Annotated in this window: 9 protein-coding genes; 2 read left to right on the forward strand and 7 right to left on the reverse strand. The window is 47.1% G+C overall.

The genetic code is table 11. The features are described from left to right. Nucleotides 1–44: 44 nt before the first annotated feature. From CVV44_00495 to CVV44_00510, 4 genes are read right to left on the reverse strand one after another with little or no spacing between them, the layout of a single operon-like run. Nucleotides 45–1190 (reverse strand): hypothetical protein, encoded by a 1146-nt coding sequence (locus CVV44_00495; GenBank protein PKL41150.1) that lies wholly within the window; start codon nucleotides 1188–1190, stop codon nucleotides 45–47. Next, nucleotides 1191–8960, reverse strand: a complete 7770-nt coding sequence (locus CVV44_00500; protein PKL41151.1) for a hypothetical protein — start codon at nucleotides 8958–8960, stop codon at nucleotides 1191–1193. Then, nucleotides 8957–9562, reverse strand: a complete 606-nt coding sequence (locus CVV44_00505) for a hypothetical protein (protein PKL41152.1) — start codon at nucleotides 9560–9562, stop codon at nucleotides 8957–8959. The genes CVV44_00500 and CVV44_00505 overlap by 4 nt, the downstream gene beginning before the upstream one ends. Next, nucleotides 9559–12375: a hypothetical protein gene (locus CVV44_00510; GenBank protein ID PKL41153.1), complete on the reverse strand. Its 2817-nt coding sequence runs from the start codon at nucleotides 12373–12375 to the stop codon at nucleotides 9559–9561. Before CVV44_00510 ends, CVV44_00505 begins: the two co-directional genes overlap by 4 nt. Before the next feature lie 385 nt (nucleotides 12376–12760). Between CVV44_00510 and CVV44_00515 the strand changes: the two genes are divergently transcribed. Next, nucleotides 12761–13756 (forward strand): hypothetical protein, encoded by a 996-nt coding sequence (locus tag CVV44_00515; GenBank protein ID PKL41154.1) that lies wholly within the window; start codon nucleotides 12761–12763, stop codon nucleotides 13754–13756. Between the two features lie 114 nt (nucleotides 13757–13870). Then, nucleotides 13871–19531 (forward strand): hypothetical protein, encoded by a 5661-nt coding sequence (locus CVV44_00520; protein PKL41155.1) that lies wholly within the window; start codon nucleotides 13871–13873, stop codon nucleotides 19529–19531. Nucleotides 19532–19546: 15 nt separating this feature from the next. Here CVV44_00520 and CVV44_00525 read toward each other — a convergent pair whose 3' ends face one another. The 3 genes from CVV44_00525 to CVV44_00535 form a co-directional block, all read right to left on the reverse strand. Continuing rightward, nucleotides 19547–20641, reverse strand: a complete 1095-nt coding sequence (locus tag CVV44_00525; GenBank protein PKL41156.1) for a hypothetical protein — start codon at nucleotides 20639–20641, stop codon at nucleotides 19547–19549. A gap of 10 nt (nucleotides 20642–20651) precedes the next feature. Next, entirely contained in the window at nucleotides 20652–22841 is a 2190-nt protein-coding gene (locus tag CVV44_00530) for a hypothetical protein (protein PKL41157.1), read from the reverse strand. A gap of 126 nt (nucleotides 22842–22967) precedes the next feature. Continuing rightward, nucleotides 22968–23573, reverse strand: a complete 606-nt coding sequence (locus CVV44_00535; protein ID PKL41158.1) for a hypothetical protein — start codon at nucleotides 23571–23573, stop codon at nucleotides 22968–22970. Between the last annotated feature and the right edge of the window lie 38 nt (nucleotides 23574–23611).

Raw genomic sequence — 23611 nt, forward strand, 5'->3', positions numbered from 1 at the left:
ACACCCCTACCATCCTCCCCCATCAAGGGGGAGGGGTTTATCTTTTATTTATTGTCTATTTTCGGTTTTACATCACCCATGTTCAAATCGTTGAGTATTTGATTTCTATCATTCTGGAATTTTCCCATTATCTTTTCATAGGCCTTGCGATGGGCTTCCCTGACAGCCTGAATTGCCTCATAGTTTTTTTTCTGCTGTTCAAGGACTTTATTCGATTCCTCTTTCAGTTTTTTGAACTTCTTGTAGATCGAGTTGTTTCTCGCTTCAAAGTCCTTCATGATATTTTCCAGTGAAGCGCTGGAGGCCTCATTGAGAAGAAGATCGTTCTGGATGGACTCTTCGGCGGTATCGATATTCTCACCGGCCTTTTCAAGGCTTTTCTGGTCTCCGGCTTTTTTAACCATTTTTTTATAGGTGTCCATGGAATCGCTGGTACTTTTATTTCTTACCCTGAAGGTGCTGACATGGGCGTCGTACTGATCACTTTTTTCTTCAGGATTTTCCACGAGCTCTTTATTCTTTTCAGCCTGCCAGTTCTCCACTGTTGAATCATCGGCGGCCTTTTCCGGTTTCTGTGAAACAATGGTGTCGGCCCTTTCATCGGGATTGAGCTCCATGGAACCATAGGGATTGTCCAGGGCGAGTTTTCCCTCGGCGAGATCAATACGTGAATCGCCGCCGTCGCTGACGGAAACCGTGAATTCCGTTCCCCGGACAGCGCAGATGATGGTGGGCGTATAAACCTTGTGACTGCCTTTTTTCAGCTTTTCGAATTTACCCGTGATATTCCCGGAGATAAGCGAGATACTGTCTGAATCCTTTATGTTTTGGCTCCCAACCCGGACCGTGCTTTTTTCAAGGACGGTTATTTTGCTGCCATCCTGGTATACGAGCTCCACGGTGGATTTTGCACCGGTCTTGATACTATCACCGCTATTGATCTCTGTTCCCATGGTGATATCAATTTTTTTGTTGTCTCTTACGGCACTGACATCACCAATATAAAATGATACGGACAGTGCCATGAGTTGAAGCGGAACTATGAGCATGGTGCAAACAACAATCGCAATCATCATTCCTTTTTCTTTTATCATATTTCCTCCCTGTAATTTTATCAATTTTAATAATATTTCATTCAGATTCCTTATAATATAATACAATATCAAAGGAACCGGTATAAAGCAAGGCATTTACAGGCCATTGCAATATAAACGAATCCCCCACCAGTATGCCGGGTGCCTGAACTCCTTTTTATCTTTCAGGGACTGTATCGCCTTTTCAAAAGATATGCGGATGTCGCCACCCCTGGCCAGTTGTGCATACAGTGAATTGATGAACCATGCATTGTTATTGTCATGGACCGTACTGTTGTTGAAAATGATAAAATTAATGCCCAGCTGTGAGTTTGTGAGGGAAAAAATACCAGGACCTGATCCGGTGAGATCGAGGAATGGGAGATACAGGCTCGTACTTCGCTTTGCGATTTCACCAAAATTTGTATCCTCGCAGTATAGTATCCTCTCGTCCTGATTATAGAGAACCGGATCAAAGAGGTGGGCGATACTGCCGGTCGCTATGCCGGAAGAGAGGGGTAGACCGCTTTCCCGCAGGGCTATTTCTTCAACACCGGTAAAAATTTTATCCCTGCTCCTGCCAATGATTTCGACGCTCCGGACATTTGGAGAAATATTTTTCAATGCCGTTGCCAGCGATGGAAGGAAATAGACTCCGTGCGTTTCAACGAGGAAATTTTTTTCCCCCATGATTTCAAAGGGAACCTGTTCCATGAATTCATCGGTAATAAAAATTATTGTTTTTTTATCCTTATAATATTTCTTTAAAGATGTAAATATTCTGTCCAGTGCGAGTGACGTGTTGGCCGTATTTTGCAGAGAAAGGAGGTTTTCTTTATACCGTGCAAGCTCATCTGTCAGCCCGGGGATCACGTCTTTGATTATTTCCGTGTTTTTAGCAGTTTTCGTCAAAATCCAGGCAAAGATATCCTTCTTGTTTTTTGTGATGCAGATCAGGACCGCATCGGAAGGTATTTTTTTCTGTATTTCCACGAATGGAAGGGAACGAATGGTTTTAAGCTGGCCGGTCGTGGCGGCATATTTTAATCGTGCCGAGATATGCTTTTTCATATCTGAATATAGCAGGGCATCGGTCCTGTTGCCGGTTTTCATTTTATAATTTATGTACTCATCGATGACCTCTTCCAGAAGATCAACGGATGTGATGGAGCCGTACAGCCCGGGATCCGAATCCAGCCGGTCCATGGCCGTTTGGAAGAGCTGTTCGAAAAGCCTGCCTTCCTCCGCCGTGGCAGTTTTTAACGTTGCCAGCCTGTTGAGTTCCAGGCGTGTCTGCAATAGAAGGAGAGTAAAGGCATGAACGCCTGACAGGGTTTTATCCAGGAGAAGTTCACTGATGCGATTCTCAGCGCGTTCTTTTTGTACCAGCCTGGTTTCGCATTCCAGCAGGAGAATCTGAATCTCCTGAAAGAAACGCTCATCCCTGCCAGTCATTTGTTCCAGCTCCAGCGTGTTTTTATAGGCGTCGGAATAGAGGCCCTGTCGGGCAAGGATATTCCCCCTGTTTAGCATCAGTTCCTTTGTCAGGTTGATGTTTCCCCTGTCCTGTAAGCGGGCCAGCAAAGAATCAATAATCTCAATGGCATGTGTCGGTTCGCCGGCGCCGGTATAAAGCCGGGAGAGCGTTTTCAGCAGGAGAATCGCATCAAGACGGGATGTATTGCCCCACAGGCTGTCTATGTCCATGTTTTCAAGTGAGGACATTATATCAGATTCGAGGTTTCTATGGCGGGACTGTTCCAGGAGAACTGTCCAGGCAGGTGCTGTGAGACGGTCGAATCCTCCCAGTGACACGGAATACTCGAGAAGACGGCGAGGGGATATTTTCTCATTGGTAAGGAGTTCATCTCCTGTATTTACGATACCGGCTGCACGTTCTGACTGGCCGGCTATGGAATTTTTCGATCCCCCGAGAAAGCCGTAGCTGATGGTTTCACGATCCGACATGGGGAAGTCACCCTGCCGGTTTTTCAATATGGAACGGGCCGTATCGCGGCCTTCGAGCATAAGAAGGTATTCGGCAAAGAGAAGCTGCAGCCTTCCCATGGGCAGGACTTGTTTATGTCCGTCCATTTCAGGGGAGTCGGCATTGTCAGAACTTTCCAGCTCTCTGTATAATTTTAACGATTTATCCAGGGACCCTGCTGCAGCCTCAATAATTGCATCGAAGATACCTGTCTCGGCGTATGTCCGCAAACGGGGATTGTTTTGCAGGACCTGTGAGGCCGATGCAATATCACCCTGGTAAAGATCAAGATATATTTTCAGTATGAGCAGCGGTTCCGTGGGGACAGCGTCACCGGAAAACGATGACAGGACGTTTTTTACCAGGTCTGAAGCCTTTACAATATCTCCCTGGAGCAGGTGCAGTATGGCGCCGTCGCAGGCATACCGAATTTCCGTTTCCGTGTCTTTGCGGGAAAGTTCATGCCATCGGTTCAGCTCGATGCGGGCCAATTCATAGGAGCCTGCCGAAACATAGTGATCATGCTTTTCCATTGCCTCGGCGGCTTTTTTCAACTTTTCTTTCTCGTTGAGGACGATTCCTTTTCCGCCGATGAAATGGCCGAAGGGAAGAACTACTAATCCGGTTTCAGCACGGTCTGCCAGAGAGGGAAACCCTCCTCCGGCAACAAGCCTGATTGTTGCGGCAAGATCTGATTGGCCGGATCGCAACGTTATGATCGTTGAGGGAATATCTGCATAGAGTGATGCCTCGAAGAATGAAATTATCGATTCATAGCCCAGGTCCTGGATATTTTTTATGATCAGAGCCGGCTTCAGTTTTGTGTTGAAGAGGATTGCGGGAGTGAAGAGTTCATTCTCCCCTTCATCAACAAGGAGGGAAAAGGGCGTGTAATCAACGGGTTCCTTTTTGTATTCAGTTACGGGAAGCGATTTCGATGACAGGTGCCCGGCAAGGCCGGTCCCTGTATAAAAAACATTGTAGAGGGGACGGTCCTGCTCCCGGCGGCAGTATGCTATGGAGTTCACTGAAGGAACGAAGGTACACCGGGGGAACCGGGGAGCCGGTGAGGATTCTCTGAGAATGCGCATGATGCTCTGATTGAAAACTACATAGATATTTTTGCCGCCGCCGGTTTTCTCAAGGAAGGCTGTTATACGGCTTGCAAGGTCTGCGCTATCACCGGTATTGGCGCCGATCGTGGTGAATGTTATGGTACCTTCCTTTATGATCCACGCATGGAGTTTGTTTTTTGCGAGGAAAAACGAAACAGCCTGAACGCTTTTGTCGGGAAGGCTTTCGGAATTATGCATGGAAAGATATGATGCCAGAAGCGGCCTGTCTTTCCGAAGATTACGCGTAAATGTATCCAGTTCATTTTTCCGGCTTTCGAGGTTTTTTGTCTGCAGCGCCCTGACTCCCTCGTCAAGGTTTTCATCCTGTGAAGATATCTCGTTCATGGATCGGCGGATTTCCGCCAGAATTTTCTGATACCGGTGATAAGCGCGAACATCATTTTTATCGCTGAAATCCGGTGATAACCTGTTTATGACGATGATTTTTACTGCGGCATATTGTCTTTCCGACAGATGGAATGCATTTTTCCACTTGCCCGCCTGAATGTATATTTCGGCCAGACTGTCATAGAGGTTTTCGATTTTGCTCAGGCTGTCAGAATAAAAAACAGGATATTTCTCCACCAGTGAAAGCGCCTTTTCATAATAATCGGCGGCTACGGTGAGGAAATCATCACCTTCGACGGACCTGCCCTGTTCCTTCAGGAAACGGGCCGTTTCAAGGTACGTCGAGAACTGGAGCAGAATGGATTGACGGCTGTCGGCCAGTGTTACGGCATCACTATACATGGCATAGGCCTTATCGTAAGCGCCCATTCTGGTATAGCAGACAGCGGCATTCAATAAGAGTTTAACCTGAAGTCCGGGGTTCTGGCGGTTTTCCGCCTCCTCCCGTGATGATTGAAAGGCCGAGAGGGCCTCGTTGTATATTGAGAAAAGCCCTTCGTGATTTTTATAAATTTTATAAGCGTCATCGGTTGCGCCGGTCAGAAGGTTCATGCGGGTCAGTTCCGCTTTATAGAACAGCAGTATTCCCCGGGCCACATCGAGGCGGTAGTATGTCTGGCGGGATTCCCGGGAAATCTCTTCGCGCAGGGCATCCTCCTCGCTCTTCAGGATCTTTCGGTTCTGACTTTTTGCCTCTTTTGACAGTTCATCGTATCGTATGGTATAGAGATTATTTTCATATCCCTGACGATAGGACGTGATCCGGTCGATCATGGCGTCGGCATCTTTCAGCGGATTCTGAATGAGGCCGGGTTTGTTCTCTATTGAAAAGGCAAAGAGGGTTGTCAGGTTGAGAATAGATGTAAGGGCGCCCTCGGGGCTGCCTGTCTTCATGGCGAGTTTCCAGGCATTTTCAAAATGCTCGCGCGATTGCATGTAGTTGCCCGATTTGAAACTGTAATATCCCAGGTTATTGTGAGTGGTGATGAGAGATTCGAGGTCGACCTGAGTGTCGCGCTTTTCCAGGTATTTAATTTTCTTTTCCAGAAATTGGGCGGCCTTGCCGTAGTTTCCCGTGTCGGCATGAATGGATTCCAGCAGGGAGAGGTTGAGGAGCCTTTTACTGCGGGTGTCGAGTTTTGTGAAAAATTTACTTTCACCGATTACAGCGTTGTCCAGACCGAGATCATAGAAGGAAAAGGGAATAATATCAAAAAAACGGAACTGAAATTTGTACGTTTGTTCGTCATCGGGATACCTGTTCAGGAGAAGACTGGCCTGTTCAAGGTATCTGATAGCGCTGTCATAATCGCCAGATTCCCGATGGCACTGAGCAATTTCCTGGAGATACCGGGCCCTGTCTATTCTTATCCGGTATTTCGAAGCGAAGGAGAGGATCTTCTGATACCAGTCTATGGCTTCCCCGTAGTTTTCCTCCCAGCGGAAAAAGAGGGCATAATATTTATAAAGGGTAATGAGCTGATTTTTATACCGGGATATGTTGCTGCCCTGGGAGAGTGATTCATATATGAAGAGGGATTTTCGTATCTCCCGGCGCCCCTTTTCGATTTCATCGTTCTGCCAGTAGCAGTAACCCAGGTGAAAATAGAAGAGAGCCTCTTCGATTTTTGAATTGAAGCTTGTCTTATATTTCTGTGTCATGGCGTAATGGTTGAGCGCTTCGGGATAATTGTTGAGAAGAAAGTAATTGTTCGCCATATTGAGATGAATATTCCCTTCTTTTTCTCCGTGAATCGTCTCATTGTTGATGTCAAGGGCAAGTTCCAGTATGGAGATATTTTTTTCCCACAGAAAAGAAGGGAAATACCTGTTGAAAAGCCTTTCATTTTCGCCCTTGTCTTCCGAACGGCGAAGATCGACATACTGGTAGATCCAGCTTTTCAAAATATGCGATTCGATGAAGGTGTCATCGATAAAAACAGCCCAGTCGATGTGGGCGATGGCCTCGGAAAAATTGGCCAGCAGGGCTTGCAGCCCCACAGCCTCCTGAGGGTTTTTAACCTGTTTTTTATACTCCTGTTGAAGGGCTTTCAGGGTATAGATATATCCAAGACCATACAGGTGGGCCTTGTCGAAATCCATCCGTGCCTTGGTGAGCCCATCGCTGTATTTTTTCTCCAGTTCCCTGATTCCTTCGTCTTTCTTAAGCTGTGTGCTGGCATTAATATAATAGATATGGGCCCGCGGGCCATACTCGTCATAGAGATCATCAAAGGCCCTTTTGCGGTGTACTACACTCATGAGCGTGGCATATTTGTCATAGAGTTCCACTGCTCCACTGAAATCTCCCGAGCTCTCGGCTCTTTGACCGTATTCTTCGTAAAAATTGATGAGCCACTTAAGGCGGTCCCGGTAATCGGGTTCATGCCACAGGAAGAGATAACCCCGTGCTGCGGTAGCGAAATAAATTTCCGCCTCACGGAAATGTTTTTGTCTCAGGGCCAATTCTCCCAGGAGTATTTGTGAACGATAAAAGAGGAGTTCGATATTGCGCGTTGATTTCAAAGTTTCCTTGAGATATTTTTCCGCTTCTTCGTTTCGGTTCCGCTGCATGGCCGTTACTGCCAGCGTATAGTTGAAAAAGGATTTCAGCTGTGGAGTTTGATCATGAGTTGAAAGCAACTTCCTGAGAATGCCGTCTTTATGTGCCGTGTTTTTTTCTTTTTCATACAGGCTAACCAGGTACTTGGTGAGCTGTACCCTGTTATACGATGATCCGCTTGTCAGAATGTAAAGCGTTGACGGTGACAGCGTATCTTGCATTCTGTCATTCTCAAGAAACGCTTTTCTGAAATGAACGGACTCTATGCCCTTATAGGATGGATATTCCCGGATAATCCTGTCATATGCCGATACGGCCGATGACTTCTCGCCCCACGCCAGTTCCTCGGTTCCCAGTTCTTCCAGTAGATAGGGCATATATCGTTTTTCATTGTTATTTTTTTCGATTCTCTTTATGGCATCATGCAGGACGGACAGGGTGCTTTTCCCCTGAACCCGGTTTTTTGCCATGGCATGGAGAGCCGATATGTAAGGATCGCCGTCACTGGACATTTTTTTCAGAAGTCCCAGGTATCGTTCTTTTGCCGCTGTCTCCCGGGATTCCCCGACAAGAAGGGCAAGGGCCCTGGCCGAATAAATCCTGGCATTCATGTCTTTCTGGTTCCGGAAAAACTGGTGCACCCTTTCAAGGGCCAGCAGGTATTTTCCCTCATCCTGGAATTCTTCTCGATAGCGCTGGGCCAGGGTATACTGGGAATAGGAGTCTCCTTTTTTCGGGATGATGCCGTTTTCCGGGATGATGTTCAGGTTGATGTTATCACCCTGCTGATTGGAGTAAAGAAGAATGGCATCATATGTTTTAGATTTGAAAACTTTGATGGGCAGCCACCGGGCATTGAAGGACGACTGGGTATAAAGGGTCAGGGGATATTCCTCGCCGGTCCTGGTGTTATGATACTGCAGAACAGCGTTGTCTTTCAGGTCTATGCTGCCATTGCCATTGGTATCCCGGTCGATAAGGGTATATATGATTTCATCCGTATCGGCAAGATAGGACGGGAAGAGCACTATCCCCCGTGAAGTGATGAGTTTTTTCTCTTTTCCTGTTTCAAGGTGCACCGAGTAGATGTCGCCCCCGGGATTGTCGTCGCGGTAGGAGATAAATATCACATCTTTCCCGTCGGCGGAAAAACGGGGATACACGCCGCCCTTTTCGGTAATTTTGCGGGGACGGTCCCCGTCATCCTCCATAAGCCAGATATTCTCAATGCCATCCCTTTTTGAAGAGAAAACGATGAATTTTCCGTTGGGAGACCAGCAGGGGCCGGCATCTCGTGATATAAGAATCGTGCCTGCCGACGGGTCCTGTATCTGTGTGAGGTTGCGGGCCGAACTGTCCTGGGACGGCAGGCGGGAAACGGATTGTTTCGCCTTGTTGATTATATTTTTTGCATCGAGCTTAATGAGGTAAATGTCGCCTTCAGGGTCCTCGCGGTTTGAAACAAAGGCCACCCGCTTGCCGTCGGGAGACACCACGGGCTCCGAATCCTTCGAGGCATGATGGGTGAGACGCACCGTGGTTATGCCGTCGAGCTCACGCAGGTAAATATCAAAGTTGCCGTTTTCGCGGTTGGATGCATAGTACAGGTAATCACCGTCGGGAGAAATATCTCCTTCGGTTTCAATGGATCGTTCAACCGTGACGGGAATCACTTCGCCTACGTCATATCGAAACTCCTTGTCCATGATGGCCTTGTAGCTGAAGCTGACCTCATCGCCCTTTTTATTTTCGCAGGTGATAATGAAGGGGAAAAGGATCGTATAGATAAATATAAGGAAAGAAAGCTTTTTCATTTTCTGCCCCACCTTCCATTGTCATCCTGTATCCATTCGTTTTTTAGTGCCAGGGCCCTCTGTTCTTTGGCGAACTGGTTTCCAAAGGAAGCGATTTCTTCTTCCGTTGCCTCGCGCTTCAGGGCCAGGAAGGTGCTTCGTCTGAATATAGTCATGCGTGCGTCGTTTTCATTTTTTATCACACTGAGAAGGATCTCCCTGCGATCCCTGTTCTTTTCGTATTCATCGACAGGTATATACTGGACAAGTCCCGTGCGTGTCTCGCCCAGGGACCCTTCCTTTTTATACGCCGATATTTTTTCCAGGTGGAATTCCCGGATCTTCAGGGCCATAAAGAGCTCCTGGTCGGCGCTTGCGGCCGGTTTGGCCTGTTCCGTTTCGCGGGGAAGGGTCTTGACCGATGAGACAGCCCAGGCGTCCTTTTCTACCTCGTTGTAGTCTCCCGTGATCTGGCGTTCTATGACGGTCTTTTCTCCCGTGATGTGAATAGCCGGCGGCTTGATGCTGATGCAGCTGGGAAAGTTGGGAGTTGATGAACAACCGCCGAATATAAACAGGCACAGGGAAAATAGTATCGATATAATCATGGTTCTCATAATCATTCTCCTTCTCTCACTCTTCGTAGATACTCCTGGATGGGCATCCTGTCAAAAGTGATTTCATCCTTGTCAATTTTAATAATGGGGCGGAAAAAACCCTGTGAAATTTTTACCGTGGTATACACGTTGCCCTTGTCCAGTGAGAAGTTAAAGCCTTTGACTTTAACGGTATTGTCTACCACGGCCTGGGTCAGGTTCCCCAGCTTCGATTTGCCTTTTTCCTCGCTGAGGCCCTTCATGAGCTTTCCGGCAAACTCTTTGCCGATTTTGTAAATATTAATATAGCCCCGGGCATCGAGTTGCTTTTTGATGTTCACATTACGGCCCGTGAAATTGGCTGTAAGGGAAAGCTCGGCGTCCCTGGCCTTTTTGCCGGTTCTCCATTCATCGAGCTTCCCGATATCCACATTGGTCAGGTCAACGATGAGCTTGTACTCCATGTTTGCCGGTTTCATATCGGCCATGTTGAAGAGGATGCTCCGTGCCTGGAGCGATCCGTCCATGACATAGGCCTTCATATTGGATATCTCGAAAATGTTGTTGCGGAAGGCCATGAAGGCCTGGAAATCCTTCATGTATTCAAAGGTCACATTTCGGGCAGGGTGTTTTCCCTTGATTGAGCTGATGGTGAAATTTGGCTTTTCCCTGAAGTTATCATTGTCTATGAGCTGGTCCTTGCCCACGCTCAGGAGGGACTCACTCTGTTTCCTGGCGGCGAAGGCATACCGGAAGGGAAAGTCCAGGTTGAAACCACGGACCTCGGTTTTTTTCTTTGCGCTGGATGCATTGAAGTTATCTATCTTAAGCAACCCTGCGGCATTACCGCTGTCCAGGTCGCCTGTGATCCTCGTGGAGAGATCCATCATCCCCGACACGAACCAGTCGTCGTAGATGTTCCTCTTTTCCGGGGAATCGAATTTCATGGTAAGGTGGATGTCCGAATCGGAAAAGGGAGCCTTCTGCATCTCAAGAAAGCCCCGGGCCTGGAAAGAGGAGTTCCAGGTTTTACTGCCCAGGGCTACATTTTTAATTATGATTTTTTTTCTCACCTGGTCCTGCACCACCTGCGCTGACAGCCGGAGGTCCATGAGGTCATAGTCGGGTATCTTCGCCAGCATCTGCAGGTCGGCCGCCATTGCTTCCCGGGACTGGCTGAAGTCCAGGTCAATGTTCATGGTCACGGGATTTTTCAGTGGAATGGATGATATTTTCTTATGATACCGGTCCGGTGTCATGGAGAGCAGGGGGTCGCGGGAAAAGGTGATATCTTCCACATGCAGAACCGCCTTCAGTGTGTCGCCCAGGAAAGCCCGTCCCCTGGTCCGGAATGACAGGGCGGAGCGGCCCGAGGCGGGTTCAAAAAACCGGAAGGAAATGCCCTTGATCAGAACCGCACGGAAGCTCTCCGTTACGGACATTTCAGCGGTGAGGTCCAGCCCGTTGTCACCGGACTTGCCTCCCTGGTATGTGTAGAAGAGATGGGGAACCTTCAGCGACGTATTCAGATCGACATCATCCCCTCTTTTCCTCGCCGTATAGGAGAGATTCATATAAGGGATGGAGACGTCTGCTGACGGCGACGGGACCCGGGCGTAGAAGTTTTTCAGCACCACGGACCCGTCCAGAGTCAGGGCTGAAGCAGTGCCGCTGATCTTCAGGGGCATGAAGGAGATGCTGCCGCCGAAGCGGGTCTTGCGGTCGCCGGTAATGATGGCATAATAGGGATATAACTCATCGATGAGGATGGTGCTCTCACTCATCTGCAGGTCAAGCAAGGCGTTTTTCGTCACATTCCGGATCTCGCCGCCCAGGTATATCCACCGCCGGCTTTTGAAAGTGATACTCAGGTTGTTGATGGCCAGGTAATCATTCAAAGGATTATAATATATGTTATATGAGACAAGAAAATTGAGAGGGGCAAGATGGGACTGTTTGAAGCGCACCGGCGTCCGGTAGGTGCCCAGTTTAAGCTGACTGTTAAAGCGCGGAGGCTGTCCTTTCCCATTGGCAAAATTGAGTTTCCACATAACAATAAGGGGCGGGCTTACTTCGGCATCGCGGGAATAGAATGACACGTCCAGTTCTTCCCGGGGGTTCAGGCTCATTTCCATGGTTTCCAGGAGGCGCAGGGCCTCCAGGGAGAGTGGAAGTCTCTTAAAGGGCGGAACACGCATGTCGGCCGTGAAGGTCAGGCCCTTCATGGACGCGTCGAACCCGCTTCCCCGGACATGGACATCCATGTCCTTAAGGATGAAATGCAACAAAAAATCCAGTGAGATAGGGAAGGATATCTCTTTTGCCAGGGGACCGCCTGTATCTTTCTTGGCACTGGTTTTTTTTTCAGGCTTTTTATCCCCCGCCTTCATGAGAACGTCGGTATTCCATCGCCCCTTTTTTTCCACGAGGTAAATCTTCGGCTCATAAATGCCTATTTCGGGGAAACGGACACTGCCCGTGAAGAGGCGGAAGAAGCTGTATTTGAAGACCAGTTTTTTAATACTGACAAAGGTACTCCGGTCGAATTCCGTGCCGTTTTTTATAACCAGGTCTTCCATGACAAAACCGCTATAAGGGCTGAATTCCCGCACCGCAACGGTCAGGGTGCCGTGGGAGCTCTTGTTGAAGGTATCCGTCATAAGGGACTGCACCCTGCCGGGAGTGAGATATATCTTCAGGAAAAGGAGGGTCAGGGCAATGATAATACCCAGGGCCAGGGGAATTCTTATAAACAGGGTCTTCAGCACCTGTTTCAGTATTTTATTCCTTCTATCATCGGGAAGGGGCGGCCTGTTGTTTTTTTCTTCCATTTCATCCATTTCTTTTATACCGGGTGGTCCATTTTTACAATTTGCAATAAGGAGAAAAGTATTCTTCCGATTCCAGGTTGGCAAGTAAAAATTGATCTAATAGTGTGAAGAGATCGCTATTCATAGTATAACATCAGGAACGGTTCCATGCAATTGATCCGCATAAAAATATTAAGGAATACTATCAATATTAACCTCAGGGTACATGGCCATGGGATTACTTCAATGGACAGGTATAAAATTACGGAAAAGGCTTGCAGGATAGTGATAATTTTTGTATATTTTCACGATGCTTTTGTCAGCAAAAACTTCTTGCTAAAATAGTCAACTGTTACGATAATGTACAGAGAAGAGTATTTGTAGACTTTCACCGGGAAAAATTTAAAAGGCAACAATGAAATTTAAAATAAAAGATTTATCCAGCAGACTTAGAATGAAAATTATGGAAAGTTTTTATGTTTTCCGCAAGAAGGCCATCCGGTACTGGGACGGCTATGTGGAGAAAGGCCATGAAAAAATGACCATTATGTTCATTCCCCACAACGAGAAGAATATCTTCAATTTTCAGATATCCAAGTTCACCATATCATTTTTTGTATTCCTTTTTGTTGTCATCATTGTCACGTCATCCTATGCCCTGATAAAAAATGCCGCGGTGAAACGTGAGGAGCAGCGCCTCATGATGACCTATGAGGATATCCGGTCCCATCTCATTCGTTTTGAGAAGCTGACAAACGACGTGGAAACTCTCATGGAGGATGTGAAGCCTGAAGTGGAGGAGCTCTATGAGCTGGCCGCCGGTACTGACGATGTGGATAAACTCTGGACCGTAGAAGACTTCGATAAAGAGGATATGGAAGCGCTGAAGAAAATGAAAAATATCCTGCCCGATGAGATATTCACTATAAAGGAACTGCAGAAGGACCTGGTCTGCACCACCAATACAATCAAGACGGTGAAAAATTTTATCGATGTCCGCAGCAAGGTTATTCAGGATACACCATCGATAATATCAAACTCCGGTCACATAACGTCTCTTTTCGGATGGCGCCGTTCCCCCTTCGGCCACGGCAGGGATTTTCATACGGGCATCGATATCGCCGCTGCCAGCGGTACCGTTATCCAGGCCACGGCTCCGGGCGTCATAATGTCGGCGGGATGGGGTGGTGGATACGGACACATGATTCGCATTCAGCATAAATACGGTTTTGAGACCATATACGGGCACTGCCGGTCGATCATCGTGGCCCAGGGTCAATCCGTTAAAAAGGGACAGATCATCGGCTATGTGGGACAGACGGGAAACGCCACGGGAAATCACTGTCACTATGAGATTCGTCTGGGCGGCATACCCATCAATCCCTATCCTTATATGAGCAGAATCTGGTAATTCGCTGCTGCAGTCTTAATAAACAGGCACCAGTAAGGGAAAAATCCTCCGGGCTGAAATCCCGCCTCGTCATATTTCTGTTGCAAAAAAGACCGATACCATGAAAATAGATCCATGTGGAAAAGGCCCTACACTGTCCTCCTTACACTCTCCATCGGCGCTGTAGTCTTTGCGCTGACTTACGCGTATACGGAAAACAAAGGATTTAAAACACAGCTCGAGGATTACATTGAACGTCATGCCATTGCTGAAACGGCGGAATCTGCTGAAATTAAAAATGACGAGGATAACACTTATTCATCGACAGTGATTATCCTCCCGCCGATTTCCATGGGCACGGATTACCGGGAAGGCGACTGGGACCGGTATATCGTTGCTCCGGGATACCGGTCCATGGAAGATCGGCAGGGCGTCACTACGCTATATCGCGGCGCTGACACGGAGTTTATATCCTACGGTTCCATGAAGCTCAATCTTGCTTATGGGGGTTCCGTTTTTGCCAATGATAAATACCGCCTCTCCGATCAGGACAGGGCGACCTCATCCCTGGTGCAGTCGGGATTCATGCCGGAACAGGAAATGCAGTTGCACATGGAAGGGAAAATCGGCGACCGCATGACCGTGTATATAGATCATGACAGTCAGAAGCAGGATAATCATTACCTCATGCAGTACCGCGCCGTCAAGGATGACGAAGTTATACGGGAAATCAATGCCGGTGAAATCGATATAAAATTCAACGCTTCAAAGTATGCTGTCTATGATAACAATACCAGCAAAGGCCTCGGTGTTGATATAACTTTAAGAAAGAAAAACCTCCAGGTGAAGGCCTTCGGGAGTATTTCCCGTGGTGAGACCACCGTGGAAACTTTCCGGGGCAACTCTTCTTCGGGCAGCACGCACCTGGCGGAATATCAGTATGTTAAAAGGATGTATTATCAGGTTGAGCCCTATATACGCTATGATGGGGCAGGGAACGTACCGTCTTTCCCGGGAGCCTATACGTCTTTCAACACGTTCACGTCGGACCAAGCCTCCTTCACTCCCCATGCGGTAAACCTGGAACCCTCGGGTTTTGAAGTATATCTCGACGATCAGAACCCGAATAACAACTCTGACGCGATACAGCTTTCCATCGACCAGGGATATTATTCAAGACTCAGGGACGGCGTCGATTATACGGTTAACTACACCACGGGTCTGATCAAATTTCTCAGGGATATTCCCGAAAGCGGAAGGATATTTGTGTTGTACAATCTGAAAGGGGGATCGTCAGCCTCCACTGACCCGGCCGCGCTGTACAACACGGTATACCCGGGCCGCTTTTTTGTGTTCATCAAATACGGCGCTATTATCAATGAGGATGCGGACCGTAATGGCGCCATTGACGGCGACCGCAACGGTGACGGGGTCATGAATCTTGATGTCTATGAAGTCAGGTCCTTTTATTACCTGGGAGACCGGCAGCTCCTCTCCAGCGATTTTTCCCTGCAGTTTTATCGTGAAAACAGCATCATGACTAAAACGGATATAAGTGCCCTGGGCGCTTATATCATTGATTACACAACGGGGACCATTTCTTTTTCCCACAGGGAACCCTTCAGATCATTGATCGACAGCGCATCCCTCGATGATATATATACGGAGAAACAGCCGGCGGGAGTTGCCACTGTATCACGATACGCTATGCTGGCCGATTATTACCGCGAGGCCAGGACTTTCCAGCTCAAAAATTTTAATATCATCCCCGGCAGCGTGCAGGTGAAGGTTAATGATCGCGTGCTTGCCGAGTCCCTCTATTCCCTGGACTATACCACGGGATACCTCATGTTCACCGATCAGAACAATCCACAGATCAGCAGCGAAACAGCTATAGAAGTACGGTATGAATATCTTCCCCTGGGCGGGCAGTCCCAGGATTTTATCGGCGGCGTCCGGGCCGATTATGAGTTTAACCGTAATCTTTCCTTTGGAGGAAGCATCCTGTTAAACAGGAGTTCGGGGTCTGAGATTATCCCCCAGCTCGGGGCCGAGTCATCCCAGACCTTTCTTTTTGAAGGGGATACCACCCTGAAGCTGGACGGCAGAAGGATCGCCGAGGCCGTAAATATCTTCACCGAAAAGAAAAGGGATTATGTACCCGTGGAGATAACGGGCTACGCTGAAATCGCCAGAAGCTATCGCGATGTGAATACCTTCGGCAAGGGCCTCCTGGATAACATGGAATCATCGAATGAGATTACTACGATCTCTCTCTCTGAGAAGGACTGGGTCCTTTCCTCCATGCCCGGCGGCACCTTGCAGGCCGACCGGGGACTTTTATATTATTACTATTATCAGGACCCCTTCAATCCCGGCAGCCTGAAGGGCACATCGTATAACGCCACTGCCGTGGCCTATGCTGTAAAACCGGGACCCTATAATGTGGCCACGGGGCATGTGGCAGATTCCATAGAAGATACGTCTGCCCAGAGGTCGCTTGTCTTTGATTATGAATTCACCGGTGGGACAACCTGCGTGTCCGTGGCGAGCAGGCAGTTTTCCGGAGGTGCCGTGGATTTTTCCGGTCTCCAGTATGTGGAGATATCGTACCGTTTTGAAGGAACTAACGATGTTAATCTTTTTCTTGACCTGGGGAAAATAAATGAGGACAGCGACGGCGACGGCATTCTCGACACCGAGGATACCAACCTGAACGGGTATCTCGACGTGGATCCCGATTCGAATCTGACCGAGGATGACGGATATCCCTTTAACGGAAATTACAGCACGGTAGTGGGATCGGGCCCGGGACTCAGTTCCTATATCAGGGGCGACGGGGTTCTCAATACGGAAGACCTGAACCGAAACGGCTCTCTCGATACCGGTGAAAACGTGATAACCCTGCCGGGAGCAGATACCAGCCCGGCGTCGCTTACGATAAGCGCCATTGATACATCATGGAAAAGGGCGCGTATCTACATGAATACATCTCTCACAACGGCCCAGATTGAGCTGCTGAAAGAGATATGGACCGTTCGTCTTTATATGAAGGGAAATGCTGGAGAGAGTGGTAAACTGTTCATTGACGATATCCGCTTCGTCTCCTCCCGATGGAAAGATCCACGGATAAACGGCGTTACTGCCAGTCCGGCGAATCTCCAGATCACCACGGTGAACAGCATCAATGACAGTGATTACCGGGCAAATGCCTTTATTTTTGAACAAAGTGGCGTCTATAAATCTCTCTATGGGGAAAAAACCGCCGATGAGCTGGCACGGGAGACCGAATCGGCTATGCAGGTCTGGTATAATGGAACCTCCGGCGATGAATTCTCCATGGAAAGGCGTCTCTCCAGTCCCGTGGATCTACGATTTTACCGGACGCTTAACCTGTGGCAATACTGTTTTCAGAGCGGTGACGAAATGAGTGTCATTATAGGCTCCTCGGACACGGATTACCGGGAGTACCGCTATACCATGGATTTTCCCAATGTCTGGCGTGAGACGAAATTGAAACTTCAGGAAGACTCTTCCGGGGACGTGGAGATATTCAGCCAGACCGGTGATCCCGACATGAAGAGAATAAATTTTATTAAAATCATTGTACGTTCCGGAAACGCCGCGGGGAAGATATGGATCAACGATATATACGCCTCGCAGCCGGAAACGCAGAAAAGCAACGCTCACTGGGTCGAGAGCGATATTAAAATAAAACGCCCTCTTTTTAAGACCGAAAAGGGAACACCGGTTTTTTCCGATATTGATGTGAAATTCGTGCAGAAGGGCCATGGGTCCCAGTTTAGCTCCGTCGGCAAAGCCGGCACGGATATGAGTGAGCAGTACTATGAAATCTATTCTTCTATGAATGTTCTTCCCCGGTGGAAAACCATGTTCGACTTTATACGGGAGGACTCGGTCACGGACAGTCTTAATGAAGACGTGAGTGAAACAAAGAGGGGAGAAACGGTCAGAAATTCATTTTATGTAATGTCGGACTATGTTTCGGATACAAGCGGCATTCCCAGTATTCAGCTTTCCTGTAAAAGCGATTTTTATGATAATATGCGCGATGAATCAGCCCTGAGCAATGATATAAGCAGGAGAACAGGAAAAATATCCCATACCCCAACTATCCTGATAAATGAAAAGATAGAAAATTTCCTTTCAGGCATTCTCACTACCCGGCTTCTCATGAATATGCTGTTCAAAGAAGAAAAACTTGATCGCATGTCGGGGACCCTCGATTCCGCCAGTCTTTCATTGATCGTCCCTCTTGAGGAATCGGAAAAGAGCCAGAGAGTCGATACCAGTGTTGAAATGAGTTATTCCAATAAGGTATTTTTTATACGACCTGTGTTCACGATGGCCTCGGAAGAAATCGTCGAGTATACAGGGAAGTCTTCATATAACGACTCCTCGCTGCTCGGTGATCTGCGGGGAGATTTTCATTTTCCATTTATATTAAGTGATGACGCAAGGCTCGTGGAGAGGAACAAGGGTTTGAACTGTTCGTTGGGTATAACCGATTACGGGTACATCTCACCCGTTTACTCCATGGAGATGTATTACCGGGAGAACTCCTTCCGCGATTATAATGACTCGGAACTCACGACAAGCGGATCTTTCGTAAGGGCGAAGGATGCGCGGAGTTCCGCAATCAGCAGGATAGATGTTCCCGTAAACCTGAATAAAATCAGTACTGTAAAAAAGGCCGGATTTATAAAGGGACTTAACGCGTCTTTTGCCAGGTCGGTCTATTTTTCTGAAACAGCCATCCCCTACGAGGGAGAGGGATATGATGCCTTTGACGAACAATATGGATTGAAAAGATCATCTTCGGGGATACTAAACGAAGGGCTCAACGTAATACAATTTTTCCCGGGATATTTCTTTCTCGGACGGAAAACCGCTTCGAAGGGAAGGGACTATGTGTACAAAACATTGAACTCTTCAATAGATTATGCGACGGGAACTACTGTGGCCGATTATAACAATGGTTTGAAGATTATTGAAAATTTTTCCCTTAATCTTCTTTTTGATTTTTCACTTTTTACGGCCGACACGGGCGCCGGACTCAATCAGATATGTGAACGTCAGAATATTTATGGTATTCCACAACAGATAATAACCCGCACTTTCAATACACGCTTCAGTTTTGACCTGATGAAAATATTTGATTTCTGGTTTTTCCGTCCCAACAGCCAGGACCAGCCCTATCATGCAGCGTTTTTTGAATTGGGATATTCTCTCAATAACAGTATGATAATAACGGGAAATTTATACGAAAATACCCATACACCGTCAATCGGAATTACTTTCAAGTGGGATCGTTCCCACCTGGGCATCATAACCGGTGTAGACATTCGAAGCAAAAAGTATCATGAATTCATTTCAGCGGAAAGTACTGCCGATGCGATTTATTATGACGCTATTACCATCAACCCGGGTTTCAGTGAGGTTGATACGGGGTATACTTTTTCGGTGGTCTATGAGACCGATGTAAAGTGGATATATGACGCCTTCTCGAAGGTGTATGCCCTTGTGGCCTTTCCTATTTTTACGATAGAGTATTCCATGAAGCTTAATCGCTATGATTATTCGCTGACAGCCATACCTGAACCCTATGACATGCACCTGCTCCAGGGAAAACTGACAATGGATCTGCACCGGAATGTGCAGGGAGGTATGACAGGGAAGATGGCCCTGGAAAATTACCGGAGCCGCGAAACAGGGGAAGTCATAAGAAGTATCATTTCATATGAAGTAGCGGCCCAGATGACACTGCTGTTTTAAAGGAACCTGTCGGAATTATTTGAAAATACCTTTGATTGTCCCGCGGACTTTTGTGAAAAATCCTTTAAGCTCGGTAATAAGAATCTCGTCGCGCTGCTGCTTCAATGATTCCAGGGTGGACAGGTTCAGAACTTCCCAGAGCATGTCGCGGTCCGGGCATACACCAAGAAAATCAAGCGGTACCTGGAAGGCACCCTTGTATTTCCGCGCCCCCCCGTCCGGCGTTATTCCCTTTATAATGTTGTTTAAATTGAGATTATCATTATTTGTCCTGAAAGACGCGTCCAGGGTCAGTGACTTTCCGTTCCTGCCTGTAACAGAGGCATAAACTACAACCACTGAAACATTTTCCCGGTTGAGAAGAAAGTCCGCGATTATGGCAATACTGTCCCTGTCTGTTTCGTCAATAAAGCCTATTCCGTAGATAAGCCAGTTTTTGTAGATGATTTGCCTGTCCGAAGCCATGGAAAGATATTTGGCGGTGTTCTGCGACATGGGAAGTCCGGCGATGTCATTGATGATATCATTGTCGGCATACCGGGAAAGGTAGTTGATGGCCTCGTAGTCATAGCGTGAGGCGTGACGGTATTTGTCCGTATCGGTCTGAATGCCGAACAGAAGGGCCGTTGCCATGGTTGTTTTCTGTGCATCGCTCATCTGAGGATTTAATTCATGGAGCAGGAGCGAGATTATGGTGCAGGTGGAGCCCATATCTTTACGGATCAGTCTGAAATCGGCGGGAATATGTTCGTCTGACTTTTCGTGATGGTCAATGTGGGCGGCACAGGGAATAATCCCTGTTATGTGGTCAATCATGGCGGACTGGTGGTCAACCACGATATAGGCATCGTATTTGTCTATTTTCTCGATCTCACGGGTGATTTTAACCGGGATATCAAGCTTGCGGATGAAGAGCTTGTTCTGGGAGAGGGAAAGCTTTTTTATCGCTACTATGTTCGTCTTGACATTGAGAGTGTCACAGAGATATTTAATTGCCAGGGAAGAGGCTATTGCGTCGGGATCAGGTGATCCCTTGATATAAATCAGAATATGGGAGTATTTTCCCAGGGCATGTACCAGTTGCTGTGCCAGTTCTTTCAAGCGTGCTATCCTGCAGCAATTATTTTTTAGGGCTTTCCGGGTATGTAACCTTGAATATGATCATGGTTACATCATTTAGCTGTTTTTTATTCTCGATATGTCTGCTGAAGTCGGCAAAGAGATTCCGGCTTATGACCATGGGTGTCTCGTATCTGTGTTTGAGGATGATATTCCTGGCCCTGTTTACGGCATAGGATTCGCCGGTTTCATTTATTGCCGAAGAAAAACCATCGGAGAACAGCATGCCGATACAGCCCGGTGTAAGCCTGAGTTTTTTTGATTCATAGACGTTTGATTTATCCACACCGACCGGAATACCCTTCGTTTCATAAGTAGTAAATGAATTATTGTCGGGATAATATATTGTAAGGGGATTGTAGGCTGCGTCGGAGTATTCCAGTTCACCGTTAGAACCGAGCGTCATGCAGATTGATGGAGCGTATTTACCGGAGAACTCCGTTGAAGAAATGACATAGTTCATCGTGTTGAGGATGCGTTCCGGGCTCATGGATTTTTTCTGCTGTGAATGCAGTACCGTATAGAGTTCCAGACCCAGAATGGCTGAATCGATACCGCCATAGGATGTGTCCGACATGAAGATGCACATCCGGTCCCTGCTTAGTCTTATCGTGTCAAAATAATCCCCGCCCGAAACGGAGTTGTTCATGTGAAAGGAGCTTACGCGTATTCCCGGAACCTGGTGGATGATCTCGGGTGTTATTTTTTTCTTGATCGCACTGACGACCATCCGGTCGTGTTCTATGATTTGTGTCTCTTTTACTTCTTCTATGGTGAGACGGCTGGACATCTGTCTCTGAAAATGGATGCGGTACAATTCCAGGGCGGAAAGAAAACTTTTTATAAAAGCGCGGCCGTTTTCATGGCCGCCAAGAAAGAGAACGCCAAACAAGGCTCCCTCCTGGTTCAGAAAGGGGAGAGCCGCTTCATACTTATTGAGATCAAAAAATGAAATCATTATTTCTCTGTAGGGAATAAAGCGTCTGTCGTTATACAACAGCGACCTGCCTACAACATGGGGATGCATGGTCAGGCAGGAGATGATGTCATTATTCATCATGATGCTGTTTCTGTCGGGTTTTTCTCCAAAGTTGTAGGTCAGGGAAAAAAGGTTTTCTCTTTTGTTGAGAATAAAGAATGAAGCACGGTTTATATCGAATTTTTCCTTAAAAGAATAGATGGTGCTTTTATAATAGCTGCTCCACATGATGTCCTGGATATCAGAAGTCACCTCGTCGTCGGCCGGCCTGAAAAAGCCGTTTATAATCCCGATAATTCTGCTGTACTCCCTGATGAGAAAATTATCAAACCGGGGTTTCAGAATCCTGTAGGTGATAAAAAGATAGATAAATATCAGTATGGTTATTGCCGTTACAGCGGTGATGTCGCCGGTCAGTAAATCCTTGATATAATAGAGACCGATGGCGACAGGGAGTGCCATTATATTAAAAAGTAAAATCCATGAAAAAATGCGAAGATATAACTGCCGGAAATCCACTCCCGGAAGATCGTATACGGCATGATGGAAGATTATGAGGAGAAAAATCTGGGGTGCATAGGTAAAATTGCTTCTGTACATGGAATAGTCTGTCAAAACAGGCCACAGGAATATGATCGCCAGCATGACTGAATAGCCAAGGATGGTGCCGAGCAGGAGATAGAGCAGTTCCCTGCGAAAGGCTCGGTTTTCCAGGGTCAGGTATCGGTAAAAGAGGATGATTGTTCCCCCGATGCTGTAGAATGCCAGAACTGCCAAATAGATGCTGACGTATTGTCCTGTTGAAATATTGATAAAACGGTCAACCTGCACATCCTTGACAACATAATCCGTGAGGAAAGCGAAGGCGGCCACGGCGATGCCGGGGATATCGGTCAGTATGATGTATGGTATCCTTTTCCTGATGTCTCCGTCGGGATATATCTGAATTAGATGAAAAACCGTTAATGCCTGTAGTACCAGGAAAAGAGCGTACATTTTCATTATCAGCAAACGTGAGATAAAAGGAGGATTGAGGAGCTGCAGCAGATGCAGAGCGCTCAGTATGGCCAGCAGCAGGGCTACTATGGCGAACAGCCGGTTCAGGTTAAAAGCAAATCGTTTGATTATATTAATAAAAAATATGATCAGGGAGAGGATTATTCCCAGAGATGCCAATATTATTTCAGTGTAGAAAAATTCCTGGAAAAACAAGATATCACCTGCATGTGGTTATTGATGCGTCCTGATATTAATTATCTTCTATTATTTATTATCGATAGCTTGAGACTAATTCTATATATAAAAGCCGGTTATAATAATTAAAATTTTCTATTAAACTCAATAGTGCAACAGCAATTCTTCCACGGAGTTAATAAAGGCATACCTGTCGTGCCGGCCCACATGGAGATACTCTATGGCGGCACTGTGGGCCGCCTGGGAATCGGACACGGAATCACCAATAAAGAGTGAATATTCAGGAGAGATATCAAAATATTCCAGACAGGAAATCAGCATGTCCGGGGCGGGCTTGGGTCTGGCATCAAGGGCTGATATTTTAAAGTGAAAATAATCGAAGAGGTTATAATGCTTCATTACCTTCACAAGCGATTTACTTCTGTTTGAGGCCAGGGCTAGAAAGTACCTGCTCCGGAGATGGGAAAAAACCCGGTGAAAATCAAAAAGCGGCTCAAGCATGGGAAGAAAATCATCATAGGGCAGATTCTGGCTGACTCTGGATGCCTCATCAGCCCTGACCGGGTCACCCAGAATCTCAAGAAAAAGCTGATGCACCGACAGGAAAACTGCCCGCGACTTCATGGTTTCCGATAAATGCGGCAGATTAAGCCTCTCAAGGCACAGGTTGAAATAGGCAATATTCGCCCCGGCTGAATCAAAGAGTACCCCATCGCAGTCAAAAATCAGTAATTGTTTGTTTTCTATCATAATCCGATAAATGCGGTTAAATTCTTAATTGTCATAGA

This window comes from Spirochaetae bacterium HGW-Spirochaetae-1 (assembly GCA_002839375.1).
Lineage (GTDB): Bacteria > Spirochaetota > UBA4802 > UBA4802 > UBA5550 > PGXY01.